This is a genomic window from Companilactobacillus mishanensis (genome assembly GCF_003946505.1).
Classification (GTDB): Bacteria; Bacillota; Bacilli; order Lactobacillales; family Lactobacillaceae; genus Companilactobacillus; species Companilactobacillus mishanensis.
The window spans coordinates 56,926-77,592 of sequence record NZ_RHON01000002.1; the positions used below are offsets into that span (position 1 = coordinate 56,926).

At 38.0% G+C, this 20,667-nt stretch carries 18 protein-coding genes and 1 tRNA gene; 18 read left to right on the forward strand and 1 reads right to left on the reverse strand.

Annotated features, from left to right (window positions below; all coding sequences use genetic code 11):
* Positions 1-155: 155 nt before the first annotated feature.
* A complete protein-coding gene (locus EKM63_RS02925) occupies positions 156-881 on the reverse strand; it encodes a WecB/TagA/CpsF family glycosyltransferase (protein WP_125703563.1) in 726 nt (241 codons plus the stop codon).
* 56 nt (positions 882-937) lie between these two features.
* Here EKM63_RS02925 and EKM63_RS02930 point away from each other — a divergent pair, with 56 nt between their 5' ends.
* The 18 genes from EKM63_RS02930 to pcrA all read left to right on the forward strand — a co-directional run bounded on the left by EKM63_RS02930 (position 938) and on the right by pcrA (position 20,664).
* Positions 938-2,014 carry a glycosyltransferase gene (locus EKM63_RS02930; RefSeq protein ID WP_125703565.1) on the forward strand — a complete coding sequence of 359 codons (1,077 nt, stop codon included), beginning with the start codon at positions 938-940 and terminating at the stop codon, positions 2,012-2,014.
* A gap of 45 nt (positions 2,015-2,059) precedes the next feature.
* Positions 2,060-3,532, forward strand: coding sequence for a nicotinate phosphoribosyltransferase (locus EKM63_RS02935; protein WP_125704134.1), 1,473 nt, complete (start codon positions 2,060-2,062; stop codon positions 3,530-3,532).
* On the forward strand, positions 3,533-4,351 hold the full coding sequence (gene nadE, locus EKM63_RS02940; protein ID WP_125703567.1) for an ammonia-dependent NAD(+) synthetase: 819 nt from the start codon (positions 3,533-3,535) through the stop codon (positions 4,349-4,351).
* A 112-nt stretch (positions 4,352-4,463) separates the two neighbouring features.
* Positions 4,464-5,651 carry an aminotransferase class I/II-fold pyridoxal phosphate-dependent enzyme gene (locus EKM63_RS02945; RefSeq protein WP_125703569.1) on the forward strand — a complete coding sequence of 396 codons (1,188 nt, stop codon included), beginning with the start codon at positions 4,464-4,466 and terminating at the stop codon, positions 5,649-5,651.
* 25 nt (positions 5,652-5,676) lie between these two features.
* A complete protein-coding gene (locus EKM63_RS02950) occupies positions 5,677-7,140 on the forward strand; it encodes a hypothetical protein (RefSeq protein ID WP_125703571.1) in 1,464 nt (487 codons plus the stop codon).
* The gene (locus EKM63_RS02955) at positions 7,124-8,101 is read left to right on the forward strand and encodes a glycosyltransferase family 2 protein (RefSeq protein WP_125703573.1); all 978 of its coding nucleotides are present in this window, start codon (positions 7,124-7,126) and stop codon (positions 8,099-8,101) included. The genes EKM63_RS02950 and EKM63_RS02955 overlap by 17 nt, the downstream gene beginning before the upstream one ends.
* Before the next feature lie 12 nt (positions 8,102-8,113).
* Entirely contained in the window at positions 8,114-8,551 is a 438-nt protein-coding gene (locus tag EKM63_RS02960) for a hypothetical protein (protein WP_125703575.1), read from the forward strand.
* A 1-nt stretch (position 8,552) separates the two neighbouring features.
* Positions 8,553-9,020, forward strand: coding sequence for a SprT family protein (locus EKM63_RS02965; RefSeq protein WP_125703577.1), 468 nt, complete (start codon positions 8,553-8,555; stop codon positions 9,018-9,020).
* Between the two features lie 36 nt (positions 9,021-9,056).
* Positions 9,057-9,142: transfer RNA gene (locus tag EKM63_RS02970), tRNA-Leu, on the forward strand.
* A 763-nt stretch (positions 9,143-9,905) separates the two neighbouring features.
* Positions 9,906-11,600 carry an aryl-sulfate sulfotransferase gene (locus EKM63_RS02975; protein WP_164504895.1) on the forward strand — a complete coding sequence of 565 codons (1,695 nt, stop codon included), beginning with the start codon at positions 9,906-9,908 and terminating at the stop codon, positions 11,598-11,600.
* Between the two features lie 106 nt (positions 11,601-11,706).
* Complete coding sequence (gene rbsD / locus EKM63_RS02980; protein ID WP_125703579.1) at positions 11,707-12,102, forward strand: D-ribose pyranase; 396 nt, start codon at positions 11,707-11,709, stop codon at positions 12,100-12,102.
* 39 nt (positions 12,103-12,141) lie between these two features.
* A complete protein-coding gene (gene rbsK, locus EKM63_RS02985) occupies positions 12,142-13,059 on the forward strand; it encodes a ribokinase (RefSeq protein ID WP_125703581.1) in 918 nt (305 codons plus the stop codon).
* Positions 13,060-13,251: 192 nt separating this feature from the next.
* A complete protein-coding gene (locus EKM63_RS02990) occupies positions 13,252-13,452 on the forward strand; it encodes a cold-shock protein (RefSeq protein ID WP_048705854.1) in 201 nt (66 codons plus the stop codon).
* A 776-nt stretch (positions 13,453-14,228) separates the two neighbouring features.
* Positions 14,229-14,867 (forward strand): glycoside hydrolase family 73 protein, encoded by a 639-nt coding sequence (locus tag EKM63_RS02995; protein ID WP_125703582.1) that lies wholly within the window; start codon positions 14,229-14,231, stop codon positions 14,865-14,867.
* 50 nt (positions 14,868-14,917) lie between these two features.
* Positions 14,918-15,499, forward strand: a complete 582-nt coding sequence (locus tag EKM63_RS03000; RefSeq protein WP_125703584.1) for a xanthine phosphoribosyltransferase — start codon at positions 14,918-14,920, stop codon at positions 15,497-15,499.
* 21 nt (positions 15,500-15,520) lie between these two features.
* Positions 15,521-16,651, forward strand: a complete 1,131-nt coding sequence (locus EKM63_RS03005) for an ATP-grasp domain-containing protein (protein ID WP_125703586.1) — start codon at positions 15,521-15,523, stop codon at positions 16,649-16,651.
* Positions 16,652-16,655: 4 nt separating this feature from the next.
* Positions 16,656-17,951, forward strand: coding sequence for an adenylosuccinate lyase (gene purB / locus EKM63_RS03010; RefSeq protein WP_125703588.1), 1,296 nt, complete (start codon positions 16,656-16,658; stop codon positions 17,949-17,951).
* A gap of 463 nt (positions 17,952-18,414) precedes the next feature.
* Entirely contained in the window at positions 18,415-20,664 is a 2,250-nt protein-coding gene (gene pcrA, locus EKM63_RS03015; protein WP_125703590.1) for a DNA helicase PcrA, read from the forward strand.
* Positions 20,665-20,667: the final 3 nt, after the last annotated feature.

The window sequence follows — 20,667 nt, forward strand, 5'->3', positions numbered from 1 at the left end:
ATCGATTTTTGGCCAAGTTGTGAAATTTCCATTAGTGTACGAAGTACACTTAGGGAAAGCCTCAGCTTTGAAATGATTGTGTTTTTGCAATTAGTTCAAAGTGATGGCCACAACGTCACGGCCCAAAAAATCGATTTCATCCCGGAATCGGCAGCCTAACGGTTCTTCTTTTCTTTTCGAATCAAAGTCATATAACGCGGAATTGCTGCCATCCGACCAATACGAGTTGGCTCTTTCAATAACCGATATAGCCACTCAAGACTAAGTTTCTGAACGATCTTCGGAGCACGCTTCTTAGTCCCTGAAAAAACATCAAAACTTCCGCCGACACCGATCCAAATAGCTGGATTCAAGTCTCGGAATTGGTTGATAAAGTATTCTTGCTTCGGTGAACCCAAGGCAACGAGAACGATATTGGGCTTTTTAGCCGCGATATCTTCAGCGATTTTCTTATCGTCGTCGAAATACCCATCGTGATATCCGACCAAATCAATTCCAGTGAATTCACGTTTGATGCGGTCAGCACTAGCTTTAATAACTTCAGGCTTTGCACCAAGTAGGTACACTTTTAATTTTTTATCATTTGCGGTTTTAACAAGATACATTAATGTGTCGAAACCCGTGATACGTCCATGCATAGGGGTTCCCAAGTTGTTGGCACCCTTAATAATTCCAATTCCGTCAGGAATGACGTAGTCAGCATTATTAACAATATTGGAAAAACGAGTATTTTTCCGTGCAGATAGAACTATCTCTGGATTTGGAGTCACAATAAATTTATTTGAGTGATTATCTAAATCTTCGTTTAGATACTTATGGAACTGATCTTCGGTGAAATTATCGAACTCAGTTCCTAAAATATTTATTCTATTTTTGTGCATAGATATCTCCTTTAAGGTATATTATACACGAGATAGAAAACTTTGAGAGGTGCCGTATGAGGGTCTTACATATTAATGCTGGTAATGAAAACGGAGGAGCTAGAACCTACATCGTCAATTTGATGAAGGGCCAAGAAACTACCGATACTGACTCCAGATTGATGACTTTTGAAGATGGTCCCGTAGCTAAAATGGCTCGGGATAACGGATTAAATGTTATAGTCATGCCTCAAAAAAAGCGTTTTGACTTATCGATCTTAACGCCAATAGTTTCATACATTGAGACGAATCATATTGATATCGTCCATACACATGGTCCAAGAGCCAACTTTATCCTGTCGTTGATTCGCAAACGTATCAATGCCGTTTGGGTGACCACAGTCCATTCTGATCCAAGAATCGATTTTTCTGGTTTAAAGGGAAAAGTAATGTTGCAGATGAATCTTCACGCTTTGAAAAAAGTAGATTATATTTTCTACATGAATCCTGACTTAGTCAGTTATTTTGACTCATTGAAGATTCCAGAACGCAAAACGATTGAAGTATTTAATGCAATAGATTTCAAGCAGCGAATTCCTGAACCTCGTAAACACAAAATTTTTAGCCTCCTGATGGTTGCACGTCTTGTAGAGGTAAAGAACCATGAACTAATGTTAAAAGCCTTAGGGAAGCTAGATTTTGATTTTAAAATGGTATTCGTCGGTGATGGTCCATTAATGGCGCAATTGAAACAGCAAGCTAACAAATTAAATATTTCCAAAAAAGTTTCATTTGTTGGCTTCCATGAGAACACCGGTGATTACTATGACGAGTGTGACGTCTCTGTGTTAACTTCGAAATCTGAAAGTTTACCAACTGTTTATTTGGAATCTGCTTTACATGGTCGTCCAGTTATTGCTACAAACGTTGGTGCGACTGACAAGATAATCAGCTCGAAGACTGGCTGGTTAGTTGAATCTGAAAATGTTTCAGAATTAGTTGAAGCATTGAATTCTGCTTATCAAGATTGGCTAAATGATGATTTGGATCAAAAAGGTATGGAACTGTATCAAGAGGCAAAGAGTAAATACTCGATAGAAAAGTTGGCAGACGCTGTCAACGTTGGATACAAAAATGCCTTGAAATCGAAGTAATGGTAAAATATTAACTAATATCATCAAATATTAAAGGGAGAAATGATGACTCAAAATTTGGATCGTGATCTTACGTTACACACTGATTATTATGAATTAAATATGATGTATACCTATTGGAAGAAGGGGATACACAATCGGCGTGCAGTTTTTGAATGCTATTTTAGAACTCTTCCGTTCGACAATGGCTACGCGATTTTTGCTGGATTGGAACACGTAACTGAATACTTGAATACTTTGACTTTTTCAGATTCTGATATCGAATACCTTCGTGAATATGGCGAATTCGATGAAGATTTCTTGCGTTGGTTAAAGGATCTTACTTTCAGCTGCACTATTCGTTCAGCTCGTGAAGGTGACCTTGTCTTCAATGAAGAACCCATCCTTCAAGTAGAAGGACCTCTGGCTCAATGTCAGTTAGTCGAAACTGCTATTTTAAATATCATTAATTTCCAAACTTTGATTGCCACGAAAGCAGCTCGTATCAAGACTGTTTGTGGTGATAACCCTGTTCTTGAATTTGGTTCAAGACGTGCTCAAGAAGTTGATGCTGCCATTTGGGGTAGTCGTGCTTCATACATTGGTGGATTTGATGCCACAAGTAACGTTTTAGCTGGAAAAATGTTTGGTATTCCAATTTCTGGAACACATGCCCACGCACTAGTTCAGGCTTATCAAGATGAGTATCAAGCTTTCAAAGCATATGCTGAAACACATAAGAATTGTGTCTTCTTAGTTGATACATACGATACTTTGAAGAGTGGTGTGCCTAGTGCCATCAAGGTTGCCAAAGAATTTGGTGACAAGATCAACTTCCAAGGTGTCCGTATCGATTCAGGTGATATGGCTTATATTTCAAAACGTGTCCGTGAACAACTCGACGAAGCTGGTTTCACTGATGCCAAAATTTATGCTTCAAATGATTTAGATGAAAAAACTATCCTTAACTTGAAGATGCAAGATGCCAAAATTGACGTTTGGGGAATTGGTACAAAGAACATTACAGCCTTTGACCAACCAGCTCTAGGTGCCGTATACAAATTGGTCAGCATTCAAGATGAAAAAGGTAATATGCTCGATACTTTGAAACTTTCAAGTAACGCAAGTAAAATTTCCACACCAGGTAAGAAACAAGTTTGGAGAATCACCAACAAACAAAAAAATGATAAGTCTGAAGGGGATTATGTTTCACTATTTAACGAAGATCCTCGTCAACACAGTTCACTCTTCATGTTTCATCCACAATATACTTACATCAACAAGACGGTTGAAGATTTTGATGCAAAACCACTACTTCAAGATATTTATGTTGATGGAAAGTTAGTTTATGATTTGCCAACAGTCAAAGAGATCCACGACTACTGTGCAGCTAATTTGGATTCACTATGGGATGAATATAAGCGACTACTAAACCCACAAGTTTACCCAGTAGACTTGTCTTCTAAGTTATACAGCCACCGTATGAAATATATTGAAAAAGTTAGAAACGACGTAAACAATATTAAAATAGGTGATTAAATGAGACCTTTACAAAAGAAAATTATTGAATTTGAACAGACCAAACCTGAGATAAGTGCTCAAGAAGAGATCAGACGCTCAGTCGATTTTTTGAAGAGTTATTTACTGAAGAACAAAAGCTTGAAAACATTAGTATTAGGAATTTCTGGAGGACAAGATTCGACTCTTGCTGGTAAGTTATCGGAAATTGCTATGACTGAGTTACGTGAAGAAACTGGCGATGCAGAATACAAATTTGTAGCAGTCAGATTGCCTTACGGTGAACAAGCCGACGAATCAGATGCCATGCAAGCAATTGAATGGATGGAAGCTGATCAAGTCGTTCGCGTAAATATTAAGAAGAGTGTTGACGAGATGGTCAATGCTGTTGAGGCAAATGGAATTGAGATTTCTGACTTTAACAAGGGTAATATCAAAGCTCGTACTAGAATGATCGCCCAATATGCTATTGCTGGGGATAACTCTGGTGTCGTTGTTGGAACTGATCATGCTGCTGAAAATATCACTGGATTTTATACCAAATTTGGTGATGGTGCGGCCGATGTGACACCATTGTTCAGACTAGATAAGCGCCAAGGTAAGATGTTACTCAAAGAATTGAATGCACCTGTCAATTTATATGAGAAGACACCAACTGCCGACCTAGAGGAAGACCGTCCAAGTTTGCCGGATGAAAAAGCTCTAGGGGTAACGTATACAGATATTGATGATTATCTTGAAGGTAAAGATGTTTCTGACGAGGCAGCTGAAACTATCGAAGGCTGGTTCAAACGAACAGAACACAAGAGAAGATCACCATATACAGTTTTTGATAAATAATTGATAAAAAAATATAAAATATTCGATTTTGAACATTCATTTTTTCGAATGTTCTTTTTTTTATGATTTTATCTGATGGTAGAATACTTCTAAATAGAAAGAGGTGTTACCGATGAAAAATCCAATTGAATTAATGAACCCTGAGGTCGTTGCTATTAAACAACAAGAAATATTTAAGTTTAATGCGTTGGCCAAGTCTAATCCGGGTGTGATCAATATGACAGTTGGTGAGCCAAACTTTCCGACACCTGACCATATCAAGTTGGCTGCTATCAAAGCAATCGAAGAGAATGACACTAGATATACTGTCCCAGAAGGTGACCACGAGTTATTGCGTGCTGCTGCGAAATATTTACACGACAAGTACGACTTGAACTATGACCCTACTACAGAAATGATCACAACATTAGGAGTTACAGAAGGTGTCTTTTCGACATTGAATGCTGTATTGAGTGCCGGTGATGAAATATTGATTCCAGCACCCTGCTATACTATATATGGACCTGACTCAGGATTTGACCGAGCCACACCAGTGTATTTGGACACTTCTAAGTCAGAATTTAAAGTAACGCCAGAGCAATTGAACGAAATTTTGAGTACACATCCTAAGATAAAAGCGTTCTTGTTCAACTATCCAACTAATCCAACTGGAGTTAGTTATACACGTCCAGAATTGGAAAAACTTGCCGACGTGCTAAGAAAATATGATATATTCGTAATAAGTGATGAAATATATAGCGAACTAACATATAAGTTCAAACATTATTCGTTAGCTAAGTTGTTACCGGATCAAACGATTTTGTTGAATGGATTATCAAAGTCACATTCAATGACTGGTTGGAGAATCGGTATTGCCTGTGGACCAAAAGCAATAATCGCAGAAATCAATAAGATCCATGAGCTGGCAACGACCGCAGTTTCTACAATTTCACAGGCTGCTGCCACAGAAGCATACAAAAATGGCTTCGATGATACGAAACCAATGCTTGATGAATATCGTAAACGTAGGGATATCCTTCTATCTGGACTTGAGAAATTAGACTTCTATTGTCCAATTCCTGACGGAGCATTCTACTTGTTTGCCAAAATACCAGAAGGATTGAATCAAGACGATGTCGCAATGGCCAAAGACTTGCTAAACACTGAGGGACTGGCAATCTTACCAGGAAGTTTCTTCGGTGAAGGTGGAGCAGGTCATTTGAGATTAAGCTATGCAGCAAGTATGGATAGCATCAATGGTGCTATCGAAAAATTGGGAGATTATGTGAAAGAACACAAAAACGCTAGTCAATCGGTTTAATAAACACGGGGGATCAAAGGGGAAAATGATTAATAAATTTCAAAAAATAATCAGCTATATTATTTTGGTGTGTGTCGCACTTTTTACATCTGTCGTCTTCATTCAGATGTTGATCAACCTAGCCAGAAATTATATGCCATTTGAACCAGGACGTTATGTGCTGGTTCTTTGTCTTGGTTTAGTATTTGTTTTAATTGCAGGATTCATCCTTTATAAATTGAAGGATGACAACAAAACGATGAACTTAATCATTCTGTTAGCGTTACTGGCAATATTTGCTGTTGTAGCAATACTTTGGATAAATTTCGTACCAAATACGCAATTAAGTGATTTTGGAAATTTTTGGAATCGGGCACCAGATGCTTTAAAAGGTGGCAAGATATACGCCTTTGATAATGATTATTTTGCCAAATGGGCCTATCAAACAGGCTTTTTGGTCTACGTTATGACGGTAGTCAAAATTTTTGGTTATCACGTTGCAGCAATTCAATATTTGAACGTAGTCTATCAAGTGTTGATTTTACTTTTGACATATAAATTGGTTATCAAAATATTCGATAATATCAAAATGGCCAGACTTTCAGTTCTACTATTGATGATCAACTTGGACTGGTTTGCCTTGAATACTCAAGCGGACAATCAGTACATTGGATCACTTCTATTTTTAACGACATTTTATTTAATTTTGAAAGATAAGTATTGGTCATACGCATTGGCTGGATTGGCTTTGGCAGTTGGCTGTATCGTCAGACCGATCGGACCAGTTATCATAGCCGGAATTGTAGTGTTTGCTATTTTCTATATGTGGTTGAACAATAATAAATTCAACTGGAATGCGATTTGGAAAGTGTTGATCGTATTAGCAATCTACTTTGTAGTTTTCGGTGGTGCCGGATTGTTGATCAAGTCTTCTGGACTTAACCAATACGGCTTGAGTAATCGTGATTCTGAGTGGAAATTTGTTACAGGACTCGACTACACTTCAAAAGGTGTTTACGACCAAAATATGGTCAATAAGTTCGACTTGCGTGAGAGTCGTGACAAGATGAGTAAAAAAGAGCACAAGGTCATTCACCAAAATATTAAGACTATCAATGAGAATCATGGTTGGGTCAATTTATTCTGGCATAAGCTTTCATTGCTATGGGCAGAGCGTTCGACCGGCATCGACTTTACTGGAGTTGAAGTCAACCATTCTGCGAAGACTGTTGATATAGTCAGATATGCTGGGTATGTTGGCTCGATATTGATAATAATTTTCTCATGGATAGGTTCGTTGAGAATCTTAAAAATTGATTACAATAAGGGAATTTTCCTATTGTTATTACCACTTATGGCCTTCGTAATAGTACAATTATTAATTGAAGTTCAAGGTAGATACAGGATTGAATTTATACCAGTATTGGCCGTTCTGGCGGGAACTGGTTTGTATACAATAATCAACTGGATATCAACAAAATGGAGTGGCAGACATGGCAGAAGCGTTTAAATTAGGCATAGTAGTTCCTTGTTATAACGAAGAAGAAGTTCTTCCAGAAACGACAAAAGAGTTAACGCGGATATTAAGCGGCTTGGTCAATGATGACAAGATCACTAATGACAGTAAAATTATTTTTGTCGATGATGGTAGTAAAGATAAGACTTGGTCGATGATCGACGAGTTTTCTCAAGAAAACAATTTTGTCAGTGGTGTTAAATTGAGTCGTAATTTTGGACATCAAGGTGCTTTGTTGGCAGGAGTTACGAGTGCAACCAAGAGTTCAGACGCTATCGTGACAATCGATGCTGACTTACAAGATGATGTTAATGCGATTCCTAAGATGGTCGACAAGTTCATTGAAGGAAATGAAGTAGTTTACGGAGTAAGAAATAACCGTGACACTGATAGTGCCTTCAAACGTAGTACCGCTGAAGGATTTTACAAGTTCATGGGGTGGCTCGGTGTAAAGTTAGTTCCAGACTCAGCTGATTTTCGATTGATGAGTAAACGTGCAAGCGAAGTTCTACTAAGCTATAAGGAAACCAACTTGTTTCTACGTGGTATCGTTCCAATGGTTGGATTCAAATCAGCCAAAGTTTACTATGCTAGAAAAGAAAGATTTGCCGGTACATCGAAGTATCCACTTCGTAAAATGTTGAAGTTCGCTATGGATGGAATCACATCATTCTCAATCGTGCCAATCAAAATGATCATGGGATTAGGATTTTTCATCGTTCTGATCAGTATTGCTTTACTGATATATACAATTGTTCAAAAAATACACGGAAATGTAGTAACAGGATGGTCATCAATGATGATTTCAATCTGGGCCCTTGGCGGTGTACAATTGATTTGTATTAGTGTTATCGGTGAATATGTCGGAAAAATCTTTAGTGAAGTTAAGAACCGTCCAAGATTCACTATTGAGCGTGATATTTACACTGAAAAAACTTTAAAAGAAGAAAAATAAAGAGGTAATTTAATGAATCCAGCACAAAAGAGAGCCGTTCAATATGGACAATTGATCAACAAAACTGTTGAAAAGATCCAAGAAAATCAAGATTTATTGAATCCAGAATTTGAAATATTGCGTAAAGCTTTGGACCGTGATCAAGTTGATAAAGTTGACCCAATCATGTACAAACGTTACAAACATGATTTTGAAAAGGGAACAGCTGATTATAAAGATCTCGAAGCAAAATTGAAGAAGGGTAAAGCACCAGCTCGTTTGATGGGAACTCATTTGTCATTAGTCTCGGCATTTAGCAAATATGTTGAAGGCTGTGTCATGATGAGTGAAAGTATTGGCGAAGATCAAAAAATCGAACGCCAAAAGTTTGACGACGCAGAGAAGATCCAAGATGAAAACATGGATAAATTCTCTAAGCTGATGCAAAAGTTAACTTCGCTTGCCGGATAAAATGACAGATAGTGAATTAACCGAATTAGTAAAAAAGGTTTCCCAAGAAGAATTTGGGAAGCCTTTTATTCATCACGCCAACTTTAATTCACGGTTGAAGACAACAGGTGGTAGATTTCATCTTAATGATCGACACATTGACATTAATCCGAAGATGTATGAAGCATATGGTGAAAAAGTTTTAATAGGTATCATTAAACATGAACTGTGTCACTATCATTTGTATAATGCTGGTCTCCCATCACAGCATAAGGATCGTGATTTTAAAGTGCTATTGAATCAAGTAGGTGGGCTGAGATTCGCGCCAGACGTGCGACAGGCCAATCGACATCATACATTACATGTTTATGAATGTAGCAAGTGTGGCACGATTTATCGACGTGTCAGAAAGTTAAATATTAGACGTTATGTTTGTGGAAAATGCCACGGAAAATTGAAATTTATCAAAGATATTAGAATATCAGCTTGATTATTAATTTTTCTTTGTGTAAAATATATCTTGTTTGCGGGTATGGCGGAACTGGCAGACGCGCAAGACTAAGGATCTTGTGGAGAGTTTTCTCCGTGGAAGTTCGAATCTTCTTACCCGCATCAAGTATTGCAGCTAACTTTATTGGTTAGCTGCTTTTTTGTTGTTTCGATGATTTCCGGAAGATTCCAGGGACTACTCCTGCTGTGGGGACGTCTCCAGCCGAAGGGCGGGCTTCCGTCTCGCTTCGAAGCCACGCATGGTTCCCGTGTCTTCGAAGTCGCCCATTTACCGTGCTGGCTTTGCCAGCTTGGTAAATTTTCACAGCTGGTTCCGTCCCTGGAATCTTCCTAGTACTGTATACAATAATGCAGGATAAGTGGTGATCTGCAATCCTTGCTGCAGTTATGAACTATATCTCAGGTTTAGGCCGGCTGGTTTGGATGTTTGTGTACATTGCAGTTTTCTAGTTAAAACTTCGTGCGTCAACTACCAAAGCGAAAGAAGATGCCATACTTGCGGTTGATATGAAACCGGAGGAGGGCAGAGATGGAGGCCGCTGTGATAACTCTGTAAGCTGAGAATCAGCTTACAGAGTGGACGTGTTCGAAGACTGACAGATCTTTGTCAGGCTGAAAACCGAGTCCTCGGACCGAATTTTGGCCGAGGACGGTCCCACAGCAGTCGTAATCTCTGTCCTCTGCAGGAAAAACCAAAATCATACTCATGTTATATTGTTGATAAAATCAAGAAAGCGTATTATTAAAGATAACCCAAGATGTCTTTGGTTTCATCGTAAATATAATTGTTTTTATTTTAAAAAATGGGGAATTTTTAGTAGAATTTACGAATTGGGGAAAACTTGAAGAGGATGGAGAATTAAACATGAGGAAAAAGCTACCACTTTTAATCGTGCTAATTGGGACTTTATTTGTTGCCCTGACGGCATGTTCGAATTCCAAAAGTAGTGAAAGTACTAGCAGTACGAAATTACTAACTACCGCACAAATCAAGAAAAATATAGGCTCGAAATTGATTTTTACTCGCGAAAATTCTCAAAAAGATACTAATGCTGAGTATCAGGAGATTGTTGCGGAAGGGAATCACTCACTGGATGATCCGTATATCAAAGTAAATCCTTATGGAACGTCACCGCTGAGTGCCTTGGTAATTTTCGATACAATGCAGGAAGCTAAGATTTCATACACTGTTCAGGGTGAATCTAAAGACACAAGTATCAGTAATGCGGTCAACAGTGATTATTCAATGACACATCAAGTTCCTGTCGTTGGCCTTTATTCTGACAAAACCAACAAAGTAACGCTGGATATTGAATATAAAGATGGTACGACTGCATCTAAAGAAATTACTGTCAAAACTGGTAAGCTCCCGAAATATGTTAGAGAAGCCAAAATTAAAATTGATAAAAATGATAAATCTAAAATGGATATTGGCGACAACGGTCTGACTTTAATTGACCGAACGACTAAAGAACCATTTGCTATTGATGCTGATGGTAAAGTTCGTTGGTACTCAACTAATTATTCACAACATACTGTCGAAGAATTGAGTAGTGGTCATATTTTGATTTTGACTAAGAAGAATGTGAATGCATCGGTCTACAACGATTTGATAGAAACTGATTACTTAGGACGTATTTACAAAGAATATAGTTTTAGTGATAAAACTAAGTCGTCCGATAGTGCTAATAATTCAAAAAATGAGGAAACAACTTTGATCCATCATGATATTCTTGAGTTGCCGAACGGTAACTTATTGGCGACTGTCAGTGATGGTTCTGAGTACAAAGAAGATGTCATGGCGGAGATATCGTCTGAAACTGGGAAAGTTGTTAAAGTTATAGATTTAAAGAAATTGATGCCTACCAAAATGTACAGTACCTTCAAGAAGGGTTCTGATGGCAAAAATGATTGGTTCCATCAAAACTCGATCGAGTACGATACTAATGATGACAGTATTTTGATTTCTGGTCGTGACCAAGATATGATCATGAAAATTGATTATAAAACTAGTGAGATAAAGTGGATATTTAGCGGCAAGAAGAAATCCAGTTGGCCTAAAAAGTATCAGGATAAGATTTTAACTCCGACAAAGGGAACATCAATTATTGGTGGACAACATGCGCTGACATTACTTCAAGATGTTGATGGTAATCCTGACAGTGAAAGTATTTTGCTGTATAACAATAACGAAAACGTGACGAATGGTGATAAGAAGACTTCGGGTAAGTATTCTCAAGCTGTCCAATATCACGTCGATCCAAAGAAGATGACTATCGACGAAACTTGGTCATATGGCAAAAAGCTTGGTAAGAAAAACTTCACTTATATCATTGGTTACGCTCAAAGACTCTCAAACGACAATACTTTGATCGACTTTGGATATAAGAATGAAGGTAAAGAGAGCAACATTATCGAAGTTAACAAAGAGGGCAAAGAAGTATTCGACGTTACCGTTGCGAATTCGGCATCCAAGGCCTATGCATACCGTGCATATCGTATGAATTTTTATAGTGATGCGTACACTTTCGACGTATTAGAAGCGAATGAAGATATGTAAAAATAATTCTAAATATTGGACCGCACCAATTTATGAATTGATATTTACTAATTAGTTTTTTGATGTTAGAATATATCCTGCAAACGATTTCAAAAAGGTGGACATTATGAAAAAAACAAGAGTTATTAATTCAGATATTTCGCGTGTTATTTCTCAAATGGGACATTTCGATACAATTGGTATCGGTGATGCTGGTATGCCAGTTCCTGATTTTACAGAAAAAATTGATCTAGCTGTTGAAGCTGGAATCCCAACATTCATGCAAGTTTTAGAGAACGTATTGAGCGAATTACAAGTTCAAAAAGTTTATCTTGCAGAAGAAATGAAATTACAAAATCCTAAACAATTAGCTGCAGTCAAAGAATTAATTGGTGATACACCAATCGAATTCATTCCACATGAAGACATGAAACAAGATCTCAACGAAACAAAAGCATTTATCCGTACAGGTGAAGAAACACCTTACTCAAATATCTTGCTTGAAAGCGGAGTTGTATTTTAATAATTTGACTGTTTAGTTGAATCGGAAGGATATATATTTATGAACAAGATTGTCGTATTAGGATCAATTAACGTTGATACTATTTTAAATATTTCACATCTACCACAACCAGGGGAAACGATGCACATGGAAGATCGTTCAACTGCCGGTGGTGGAAAAGGGGCTAATCAAGCACTTGCTGCTGTACGTGCCGGTGCCGACACTGCCTTTATTTCAAAAATTGGTAAGGATCACGCTGCTGATTTTATGATGAAGACTTTCAAAGAAGATGGCTTAAACGTTGAACACGTTACATTTTCTGAAACTGAAGGTACTGGTAAAGCCTATATCTTGCTTCAAGATGGTGGCCAAAACAGTATTTTAGTTTACGGTGGAGCAAACGCCGATGTAACACCAGCTGATGTTGATGCTGCTAAAGACGTAATCAAAGATGCAGATTGCATCATTGCTCAATTTGAAGTTCCAATTCCAGCAATTACTGAGGCATTCAAGATTGCTAAAGAAAACGATGTTTTAACATTCCTTAATCCAGCTCCAGCTCCAAATCGTAGAGAAATTCCAGACGAGTTATTAAGCTTAACTGACATCATTGCTCCTAACGAAACTGAAGCAGAAATCATTACAGGCGTTCACGTTGATGATGACGCTTCAATGAAGGAAGCCGCAAAAGCAATGCATGATATGGGAATCCATACAGTCTTGATCACTGTAGGTTCAAAGGGATCATTCTATTCATTTGACTCCGGTAAGACAGGATTCGTAAACGCATTTAAAGTAAATGCAATTGACACAACAGCCGCTGGCGATACATTCGTTGGTGCATTGATGGCCAAATTAGATCATGATATGTCTAATATCGAAGAAGCAATGACATATGCTAACAAATCTTCATCGATCACCGTACAAACAAAAGGTGCTCAAAATTCAATTCCTTACGAAAAACAAATAGAAATATAGTAATAAAATCAGTCTAAAAAATAAGATGAAAATGCACTTATATCTTGTTTTTGGATTGTAATAATTTTGTAAGAATGTTAGTATAATAGTTGTATTTTTGAATGGTGAATGGGTCAAATGGTTTTTGAAGACTATTTCCATAACGTACCACGAGATGATGCACAAATATTAGTTATCAGGAGGAATAGTCTGATGGAACAAGGAACAGTTAAATGGTTTAACGCCGAAAAAGGCTATGGTTTTATTACACGCGAAGATGGTAGTGACGTATTCGTTCACTTCTCAGCCATCCAAGGTGACGGTTACAAGACACTTGAAGAAGGTCAAGCTGTAACATTTGACATCGAAGATAGTGATCGTGGACCACAAGCTTCAAACGTTGTTAAAAACTAATCAAATTCAAAATTAAAAAGGGATTAAAAGTCCTTCAAGAGGTGTAAGCATATTTTGCTTATGCTTCTTTTTTTTGTTTGTGGTGGATGGATGCCGTATGGTGGTCTTCGGGCAAGGGGGTGGGTTACGCCATGGGCGATCCGTGATCAAAAGGGCGGTATCACGGACTCACCTTCTTCTAATCCCGGCTTTTGCCGGTATAAGAAGAATCTCACGGCGTATTCCCCCTTGCCCTTCGACCACCATACTGGGTTGGCAGGTAGTCGAAGCACTTTTAATCGGTGGTGGTGGGGACCAAGGATGCGGCATGGGTGCACTCCTCTAGATATTTTGTATTTGTTCCAAATACGCGTATATCGCTTCGCTTATACGCACTTGCTCTTTCCGATACTTCGGAACCAAATACTGAATGGTGGCTGTTCTTGAGTTTTGTAGAAAAACCTACAATTCACGTATCACTAACAAAACAGGAAAGCTCGGATAAACCAAACCCGGTTCTATTATAATTTATCGTATCCTTGAGAGATTCAGTCCGTAGGTAATGTTCGCCGGGGGTGCAGCCGTGGAGTCATTCTTAGCTCGCCATCGGGCGAGATTAGAATGAAGGCGAGTTTCAAAACATTTCGGTTTTTGAAATGGTTCGAAATCGTCTCACAGCGTTCCCATCCCCCGCCGAACATTACCGAAGGACGGCAGTAAACCCTCTCACATAAAAACAATCAAAACACTTCATAAATAAGTTATAATAGAACATAAACAATCTAAAGGATGATAAATTGCCACAAAAAAGAAAAACTTCTACTCGCCACAGACGACGAAGAAAGAATCAAAATCAACCGATTTATATTATTATTGCTGTTGTCGCTGTGCTTCTTGTTGGTCTATTTAGTTTCCAGCAGTATCAGAAACAGAAGCAAGAGGATGCTACGGAACAGGTTAAAGAAGAGAAAAACGAGTTTATTAAAAAGGTTGCTCCTGAGGCTGTTGCTTTGGGTCATGAATATGGTGTGCTGCCTAGTATCACTATTGGTCAGGCTATTCTGGAAAGTGATTGGGGCAATAGTACTCTGGCAAGTAAATACAACAATTACTTTGGTATCAAGGGCACTGATCCTAACAACACGGTGGTTCTTGAGACTAAGGAATATACTAACGGACAGTGGCAGACTATTAATGGTCGCTTTCGTTCGTACTCGGATTTTCGTGAGTCTATGAAGGATCATGCGAAGTTATTGGTAAATGGTACTAGCTGGAATTCTTCACAGTATCAGCAGGTTATTGGCTCTCAGGATTACATTGAGGCGGCTGTGGCGTTGCAGACTGATGGTTATGCTACTGATCCGGGTTATACTACGAAAATAATTAGGCTTATTCAAAAATATGATTTGAAGAAATATGATGAGGGAATCAAGTAGAATCCTAATCTATGATAGAATTTATATTAAAAATAAATGGGAGACGTATCGTGAAGGAATTAGAGGAAAGAATAAACAAAGATGGTCGAGTATTAGGTAAGGATGTTCTTAAAGTTGATAGTTTTCTAAATCATCAAATTGATCCTGTTTTGATGGATAAAATGGGTAATGAATTTTATCAACATTTCAAAGATAGTGGTATTACAAAGGTCTTAACAGTTGAATCTTCTGGTATTGCTCCAGCGGTAATGACTGGCTTGAAATTTGAGGTTCCGGTCGTATTTGCCAGAAAACATAAATCAATTACCTTAAAAGATGATTTATACACATCTGAGGTTTATTCTTTTACTAAGAAGACTGCTAACCACATCAGTATTGCTAAAAAATATTTATCTGCTGATGACAAAGTATTAATTATTGATGACTTTTTGGCTAATGGTCAAGCTGTTAACGGTTTAAATGATATTATCAAAGATGCAGGCGCTTCATTGGCTGGTATCGGTATTGTCATTGAAAAGTCATTCCAAAAGGGAAGACAATTGATCGACAAAGCAGGTATTCCAATTTATTCATTAGCACGTATTAAGGCGTTTGATAACGGCCAAGTCGTTTTTGAACCTGAAAATGACTAGACGGTTTAGGAAGGTGGAACTATGACTTTTATTGCGCCCGGTAAAACACTGGGAATAATAGGCGGTGGAAGTGAGACTTATCTTTGCGAATTAGAAGCCAAGAGAATGGGTTTTAGGACTATGCTCCTGACAGATCAACCTGACGATATTGCGACTCAGGCTGCAGATAATTTCTTAGTCGGCGAACTTCAAAATTCAGAAAACTTAAATGAATTAGGCCAACGTAGTGACCTTCTTTTGTATATGGATGACAATTTTGATAGTCATTTGCTAGAGGATCTCTCGAAAAAATACAATGTTGCGCAAGGTTCTGATTTATTAGCGATTTCTCAAGATCGCTATATTGAGCGTACTTTTTTAAACGATTTGAATATCAATGTTCCACCATTTTTCTCAATTGTTACGGTCAAAGATATTAAGAAGGCTGTTGAAGAAATTGGTTTTCCTTGCATGATCAAACCGATTCAAAAGAATCAGGATTTATTGAAACGTCATGTTTTATATAATGAGGATGATGTTGAGAAGGTCCAAAGTTTGTTAGCAAGTGGAACTTATATTTTGGAGGCTTGGATCGATACTAAAGCTGAATTTTCGATCATGGTCAGCAAAAGTAAAGACGGTAAGATCCATACTTTCCCAATGATCCATGAAGTTTATGATGGAACTCATTTGATGAGTTCATATATTTTCAAGAAGAACGATCCAGCTATTGAAGCGGAAATGCAAAGAGTTGCTCTGCAGGTTGCTCAAAATGTTGACTATGTGGGAATTTTTGGTATAGGATTTATCTTGTCCCAAACTGATGTCCTGTACGTCAAAAGCATTTTCCCTGGAATAAATTATTCGGCAAACGTCTATCAGGAAGCTACCGGAGTTTCACAATTCGAACTTCATATAAGAGCTATCTGTGATTGGCCAATTCCGGAAATTTATCCGTTAGTGAATACTGCTATTCTGAAAATTGTCGAAGGTATACTGCCACAAAGTTTGGACTTGTTACAAGAAAAAGCACAATGGAAATTTAACTACTACACTGGTTTCAAAGCGAAGAACGAATCTGCAAGAGATGTCGGCTATATTTCATTAGTATCCGATGATGTCGAAAGTCTCAAGCAAGATATTCTATCAACTAAAATTTGGAGAGTAGAGTAAGTATATGATTGACAGATATGTGACTAAGAAAATGGCTCCTATTTGGACAGACCAAAATAAGTTTCAAGCATGGCTAGAAGTTGAAATTGCTTCAGTTGAGGCTTGGAGTGAACTTGGTGAAATTCCAACTGATGACGTTAAGAAAATTGCGGCTAATGCAAAATTTGACGTTGCAGAAATTGCTGAACTTGAAAAAGAAACAAAGCATGATGTTGTTGCCTTTACACGTGACGTTTCCCGTTCACTAGGCGAAGAAAAGAAATGGGTCCATTTTGGTTTAACATCAACAGATGTTGTTGATACAGCCTACGGTTACTTAATGAAACAAGCTAACGATATTATTCGTCAAGACTTGGAAACTTTCTTAGAAGTTGTTAAAAATAAAGCTCTAGAATACAAAGATACAGTTATGATCGGCCGTACACACGGGGTTCATGCTGAGCCAACAACATTCGGATTAGTTTTGGCCAATTGGTATTCAGAAATCAAACGTGATATCGAACGCTTCGACCACGCTGCAAAAGGTGTAGAAGCAGGTAAAATCAGTGGTGCAGTCGGAAGTTTTGCCAACGTACCACCTGAAGTAGAAGCATTTGTATGTAATAAATTAGGCATCAGACCTCAAGAAGTTTCAACACAAGTACTACCAAGAGATCTACATGCAGAATATATTCAAACAATGGCTTTAATAGCAACTTCAGTAGAGAGATTTGCTCTAGAAGTAAGACATATGCAAAGAACCGAAGTCCGAGAAGCAGAAGAATATTTTGCAGCCGGACAAAAAGGTTCATCAGCAATGCCACATAAGAGAAATCCAATCGGTTCAGAAAACGTAACCGGATTAGCAAGAGTTATCCGAGGACACGCATTCACAGCCTTGGAAGATGTTCCACTATGGCATGAACGAGACATCTCACATAGTTCAGCCGAAAGAATAATCATTCCAGACACAACCGAATTATTAGATTACATATTGACAAGATTTACAAAAATAACAAAAGATCTAACAGTTTTCCCAGACAAAATGAAGGAAAACATGAACATAACACACGGCCTAATTTACTCACAAAGAGTATTACTAAAACTAGTAGAATCAGGATTAAGCCGAGAAGCAGCCTACGATATCGTCCAACCATTGACAGCAAAAGTATGGGATGAAGGAAAAGACTTCAGAACATTACTAGAAGCAGATCAAAGAGTGACCGACAATCTAACCGAAGAACAGCTAAATGACGCCTTCGATTATCATTGGCATCTAAAACACGTAGATGACATCTTCAAACGAGTGGGCTTAGAGTAAAAATAAAAAACGAGTGGATAGAAAACGAAAGTTTTCAGCCACTCGTTTTTGTTTACTTTAGAGAACTGAACGAATACAGACTATATCCTCTATATGTCCACCCCGTCGACGAAAAGTTGTAAGCGGAACTAGATTTTGATTTTGAACTGAACCAGATGGAGGAAGAAAATCGGTTTCGGCTAAGTGGTTAAATTTGCGTTAGCCGAAAGGTTTGCTCGGCTTAGGCAAAGGGCGAGTTTTGAAACTGGCGAACTGTGACAGGTTCAAAATCGTCCAACCACGTTCCAGCTGAAGAAACCGATTTTCTTCCGCAATCGGCAGTCAACCACCCCCAAAAACATTGAAAACGTCTTCTTAAAAACAACTGTTCGTCTTAGTATTATTGTAAGGGAAAATTTGCTACAATATTAAGTGAATGTTTTTTCGAAAAATGTTGATTTATTAAGGATTTGGAGAGCAATTAATGTCAGAAAATACTTTACTAAAAGGTTTGAATCCAGAGCAACAAGAAGCAGTTAAAGCAACCGAAGGACCATTATTGATCATGGCCGGAGCCGGAAGTGGTAAAACACGAGTTTTAACGCATCGAGTTGCTTATTTGATTGAAGAAAAACACGTTATGCCTTGGCACATTTTAGCCATCACATTTACAAATAAAGCTGCTAAAGAAATGAAAGAACGTATCGACAAACTTCTCGACGATGAGTCTGCTGGGGTTTGGGTATCGACCTTCCATTCACTTTGTGTACGTATTTTAAGACGTGATATCGACAAGATTGGCTATTCAAGATCTTTCACGATTTCAGATCCTGCAGAGCAACGTACATTGATGAAGCAAATTTTGACAAGAATGAACTTGGATCCTAAGAAATTCGATCCACGTTCAATTTTGGCTTCGATCAGTAATGCTAAGAATGATTTGGTTGATCCAGCCGCATATGCTGAGAATGCTAAATCTCCATTTGAGCAGACTGTTGCCAGTTGTTATGATGCTTATGCCAAAGAGATGGAACGTAATCAAGCTTTAGATTTTGATGATTTGATCATGCAGACTAATGTCTTGTTTGAAAACCATCCAGAGGTATTGGAAAGCTATCAAGACAGATTTAAGTATATTCACGTTGATGAGTATCAGGATACTAATGAAGCTCAATATAAATTGGTCAAGTATCTTGGCGCTAAGAATCGTGATGTCTGTGTTGTTGGTGATGCTGACCAGAGTATTTATGGCTGGCGTGGCGCTAACATCAAAAATATTATGAACTTCGAAGAAGATTATCCTGAAGCTACTTCAATTAAGTTGGAACAAAACTATCGTTCAACTAAGACGATTTTGGACGCTGCTAACAATGTTATTAATCACAACGTCAATCGTAAGCCTAAAGAGCTTTGGACTGACAACAAAAAGGGTGACGATATCACTTTATATCGTGGTCAAAACGAATCTGACGAATCACTTTTTGTTATCGAACAAATCAAGAATTTACTGTTAAAAGGTTTTAATTATGGCGATTTCGCTATCCTGTATCGTACTAATGCTCAATCTCGTGTATTTGAAGAGAAACTGATGCAATCGAGTATTCCTTATAAGATTGTTGGTGGCCACAAGTTCTACGACCGTAAGGAAATCAAAGATGTATTGGCTTACTTGCGTTTGGTTGCCAATCCAGAAGATTCAATGAGTTTCCAACGTGTAATCAATGTTCCAAAACGAGGAATTGGTCCTGGAACGATCGAAAAATTACAGACTTTCGCTAATGAACATAATTGGTCATTATTAGAAGCTGCTCAAAATATTGATTTGTCACCATTGGCGGCTAAACCTAGAAAAACTATTGGTCATTTTGCTTCTGTTATCGATAAATTGGCGAAAATGAGCCAAGATTCATCTATGACAGATTTGATGACATCGTTACTTGATGACTCTGGTTATCTTGATGAATTGCATGCTCAAAACAATTTGGAATCTGAAACTAGAATTGAAAATATTCAAGAATTGCAAACTGTTACAACTCAATTTGATCAACAATATGAGCCTGACGTAGAAGCTGATGAGACCCGTTTATCAGCATTTCTGACAGACTTATCATTGACTAGTGATCAAGATGAATTGGAAGAAGACCAAAAAGAAGTTACTTTGATGACACTTCACGCTGCCAAAGGTTTGGAGTTCCCAGTCGTATTTTTAGTTGGTATGGAAGAGGGAATTTTCCCATCATCCAGATCAATGATGAAAGAATCAGATATGGAAGAAGAGCGCCGTTTAGCATATGTTGGTATCACTCGTGCGGAAAAACAATTGTTCCTAACTAATGCATACAGTCGTATGTTGTACGGTCGTATTCAAAGTAATCAAATGTCACGTTTCGTTGATGAAATTGGTGACGAGAATCTAAACATGATCAACGCAAATGCCGGTAGTATGCCATTCTCCAAAAAGGAAGGTGAATTACCATTTGCCAAAATACGTCGTGAGTCTGCCTTTCATTCTAGTTTCAAGGTTGAGACAGCTAACAAACCAAGCGGTGCTCAAGGTGCTGAGAATGAAAGCTGGATCATTGGGGACAAGGTTGAACATAAGAAGTGGGGCGAAGGTACTGTTGTCAAAGTTAATGGTAATGGTAAAGATGCCGAGCTTGATGTCGCCTTTAAGAATGAAGGAATCAAACGTTTACTTGCTGAATTTGCACCGATCACAAAAGTTACTGACTAATTA

Excerpts from the sequence above, each read along its gene's own strand:
- EKM63_RS02925 (WP_125703563.1), bottom strand. The coding sequence starts at position 881 with ATGCACAAAAATAGAATAAATATTTTAGGAACTGAGTTCGATAATTTC.
- EKM63_RS02930 (WP_125703565.1), top strand. The coding sequence starts at position 938 with ATGAGGGTCTTACATATTAATGCTGGTAATGAAAACGGAGGAGCTAGA.
- EKM63_RS02935 (WP_125704134.1), top strand. The coding sequence starts at position 2,060 with ATGACTCAAAATTTGGATCGTGATCTTACGTTACACACTGATTATTAT.
- nadE (WP_125703567.1), top strand. The coding sequence starts at position 3,533 with ATGAGACCTTTACAAAAGAAAATTATTGAATTTGAACAGACCAAACCT.
- EKM63_RS02945 (WP_125703569.1), top strand. The coding sequence starts at position 4,464 with ATGAAAAATCCAATTGAATTAATGAACCCTGAGGTCGTTGCTATTAAA.
- EKM63_RS02950 (WP_125703571.1), top strand. The coding sequence starts at position 5,677 with ATGATTAATAAATTTCAAAAAATAATCAGCTATATTATTTTGGTGTGT.
- EKM63_RS02955 (WP_125703573.1), top strand. The coding sequence starts at position 7,124 with ATGGCAGAAGCGTTTAAATTAGGCATAGTAGTTCCTTGTTATAACGAA.
- EKM63_RS02960 (WP_125703575.1), top strand. The coding sequence starts at position 8,114 with ATGAATCCAGCACAAAAGAGAGCCGTTCAATATGGACAATTGATCAAC.
- EKM63_RS02965 (WP_125703577.1), top strand. The coding sequence starts at position 8,553 with ATGACAGATAGTGAATTAACCGAATTAGTAAAAAAGGTTTCCCAAGAA.
- EKM63_RS02975 (WP_164504895.1), top strand. The coding sequence starts at position 9,906 with ATGAGGAAAAAGCTACCACTTTTAATCGTGCTAATTGGGACTTTATTT.
- rbsD (WP_125703579.1), top strand. The coding sequence starts at position 11,707 with ATGAAAAAAACAAGAGTTATTAATTCAGATATTTCGCGTGTTATTTCT.
- rbsK (WP_125703581.1), top strand. The coding sequence starts at position 12,142 with ATGAACAAGATTGTCGTATTAGGATCAATTAACGTTGATACTATTTTA.
- EKM63_RS02990 (WP_048705854.1), top strand. The coding sequence starts at position 13,252 with ATGGAACAAGGAACAGTTAAATGGTTTAACGCCGAAAAAGGCTATGGT.
- EKM63_RS03005 (WP_125703586.1), top strand. The coding sequence starts at position 15,521 with ATGACTTTTATTGCGCCCGGTAAAACACTGGGAATAATAGGCGGTGGA.
- purB (WP_125703588.1), top strand. The coding sequence starts at position 16,656 with ATGATTGACAGATATGTGACTAAGAAAATGGCTCCTATTTGGACAGAC.
- pcrA (WP_125703590.1), top strand. The coding sequence starts at position 18,415 with ATGTCAGAAAATACTTTACTAAAAGGTTTGAATCCAGAGCAACAAGAA.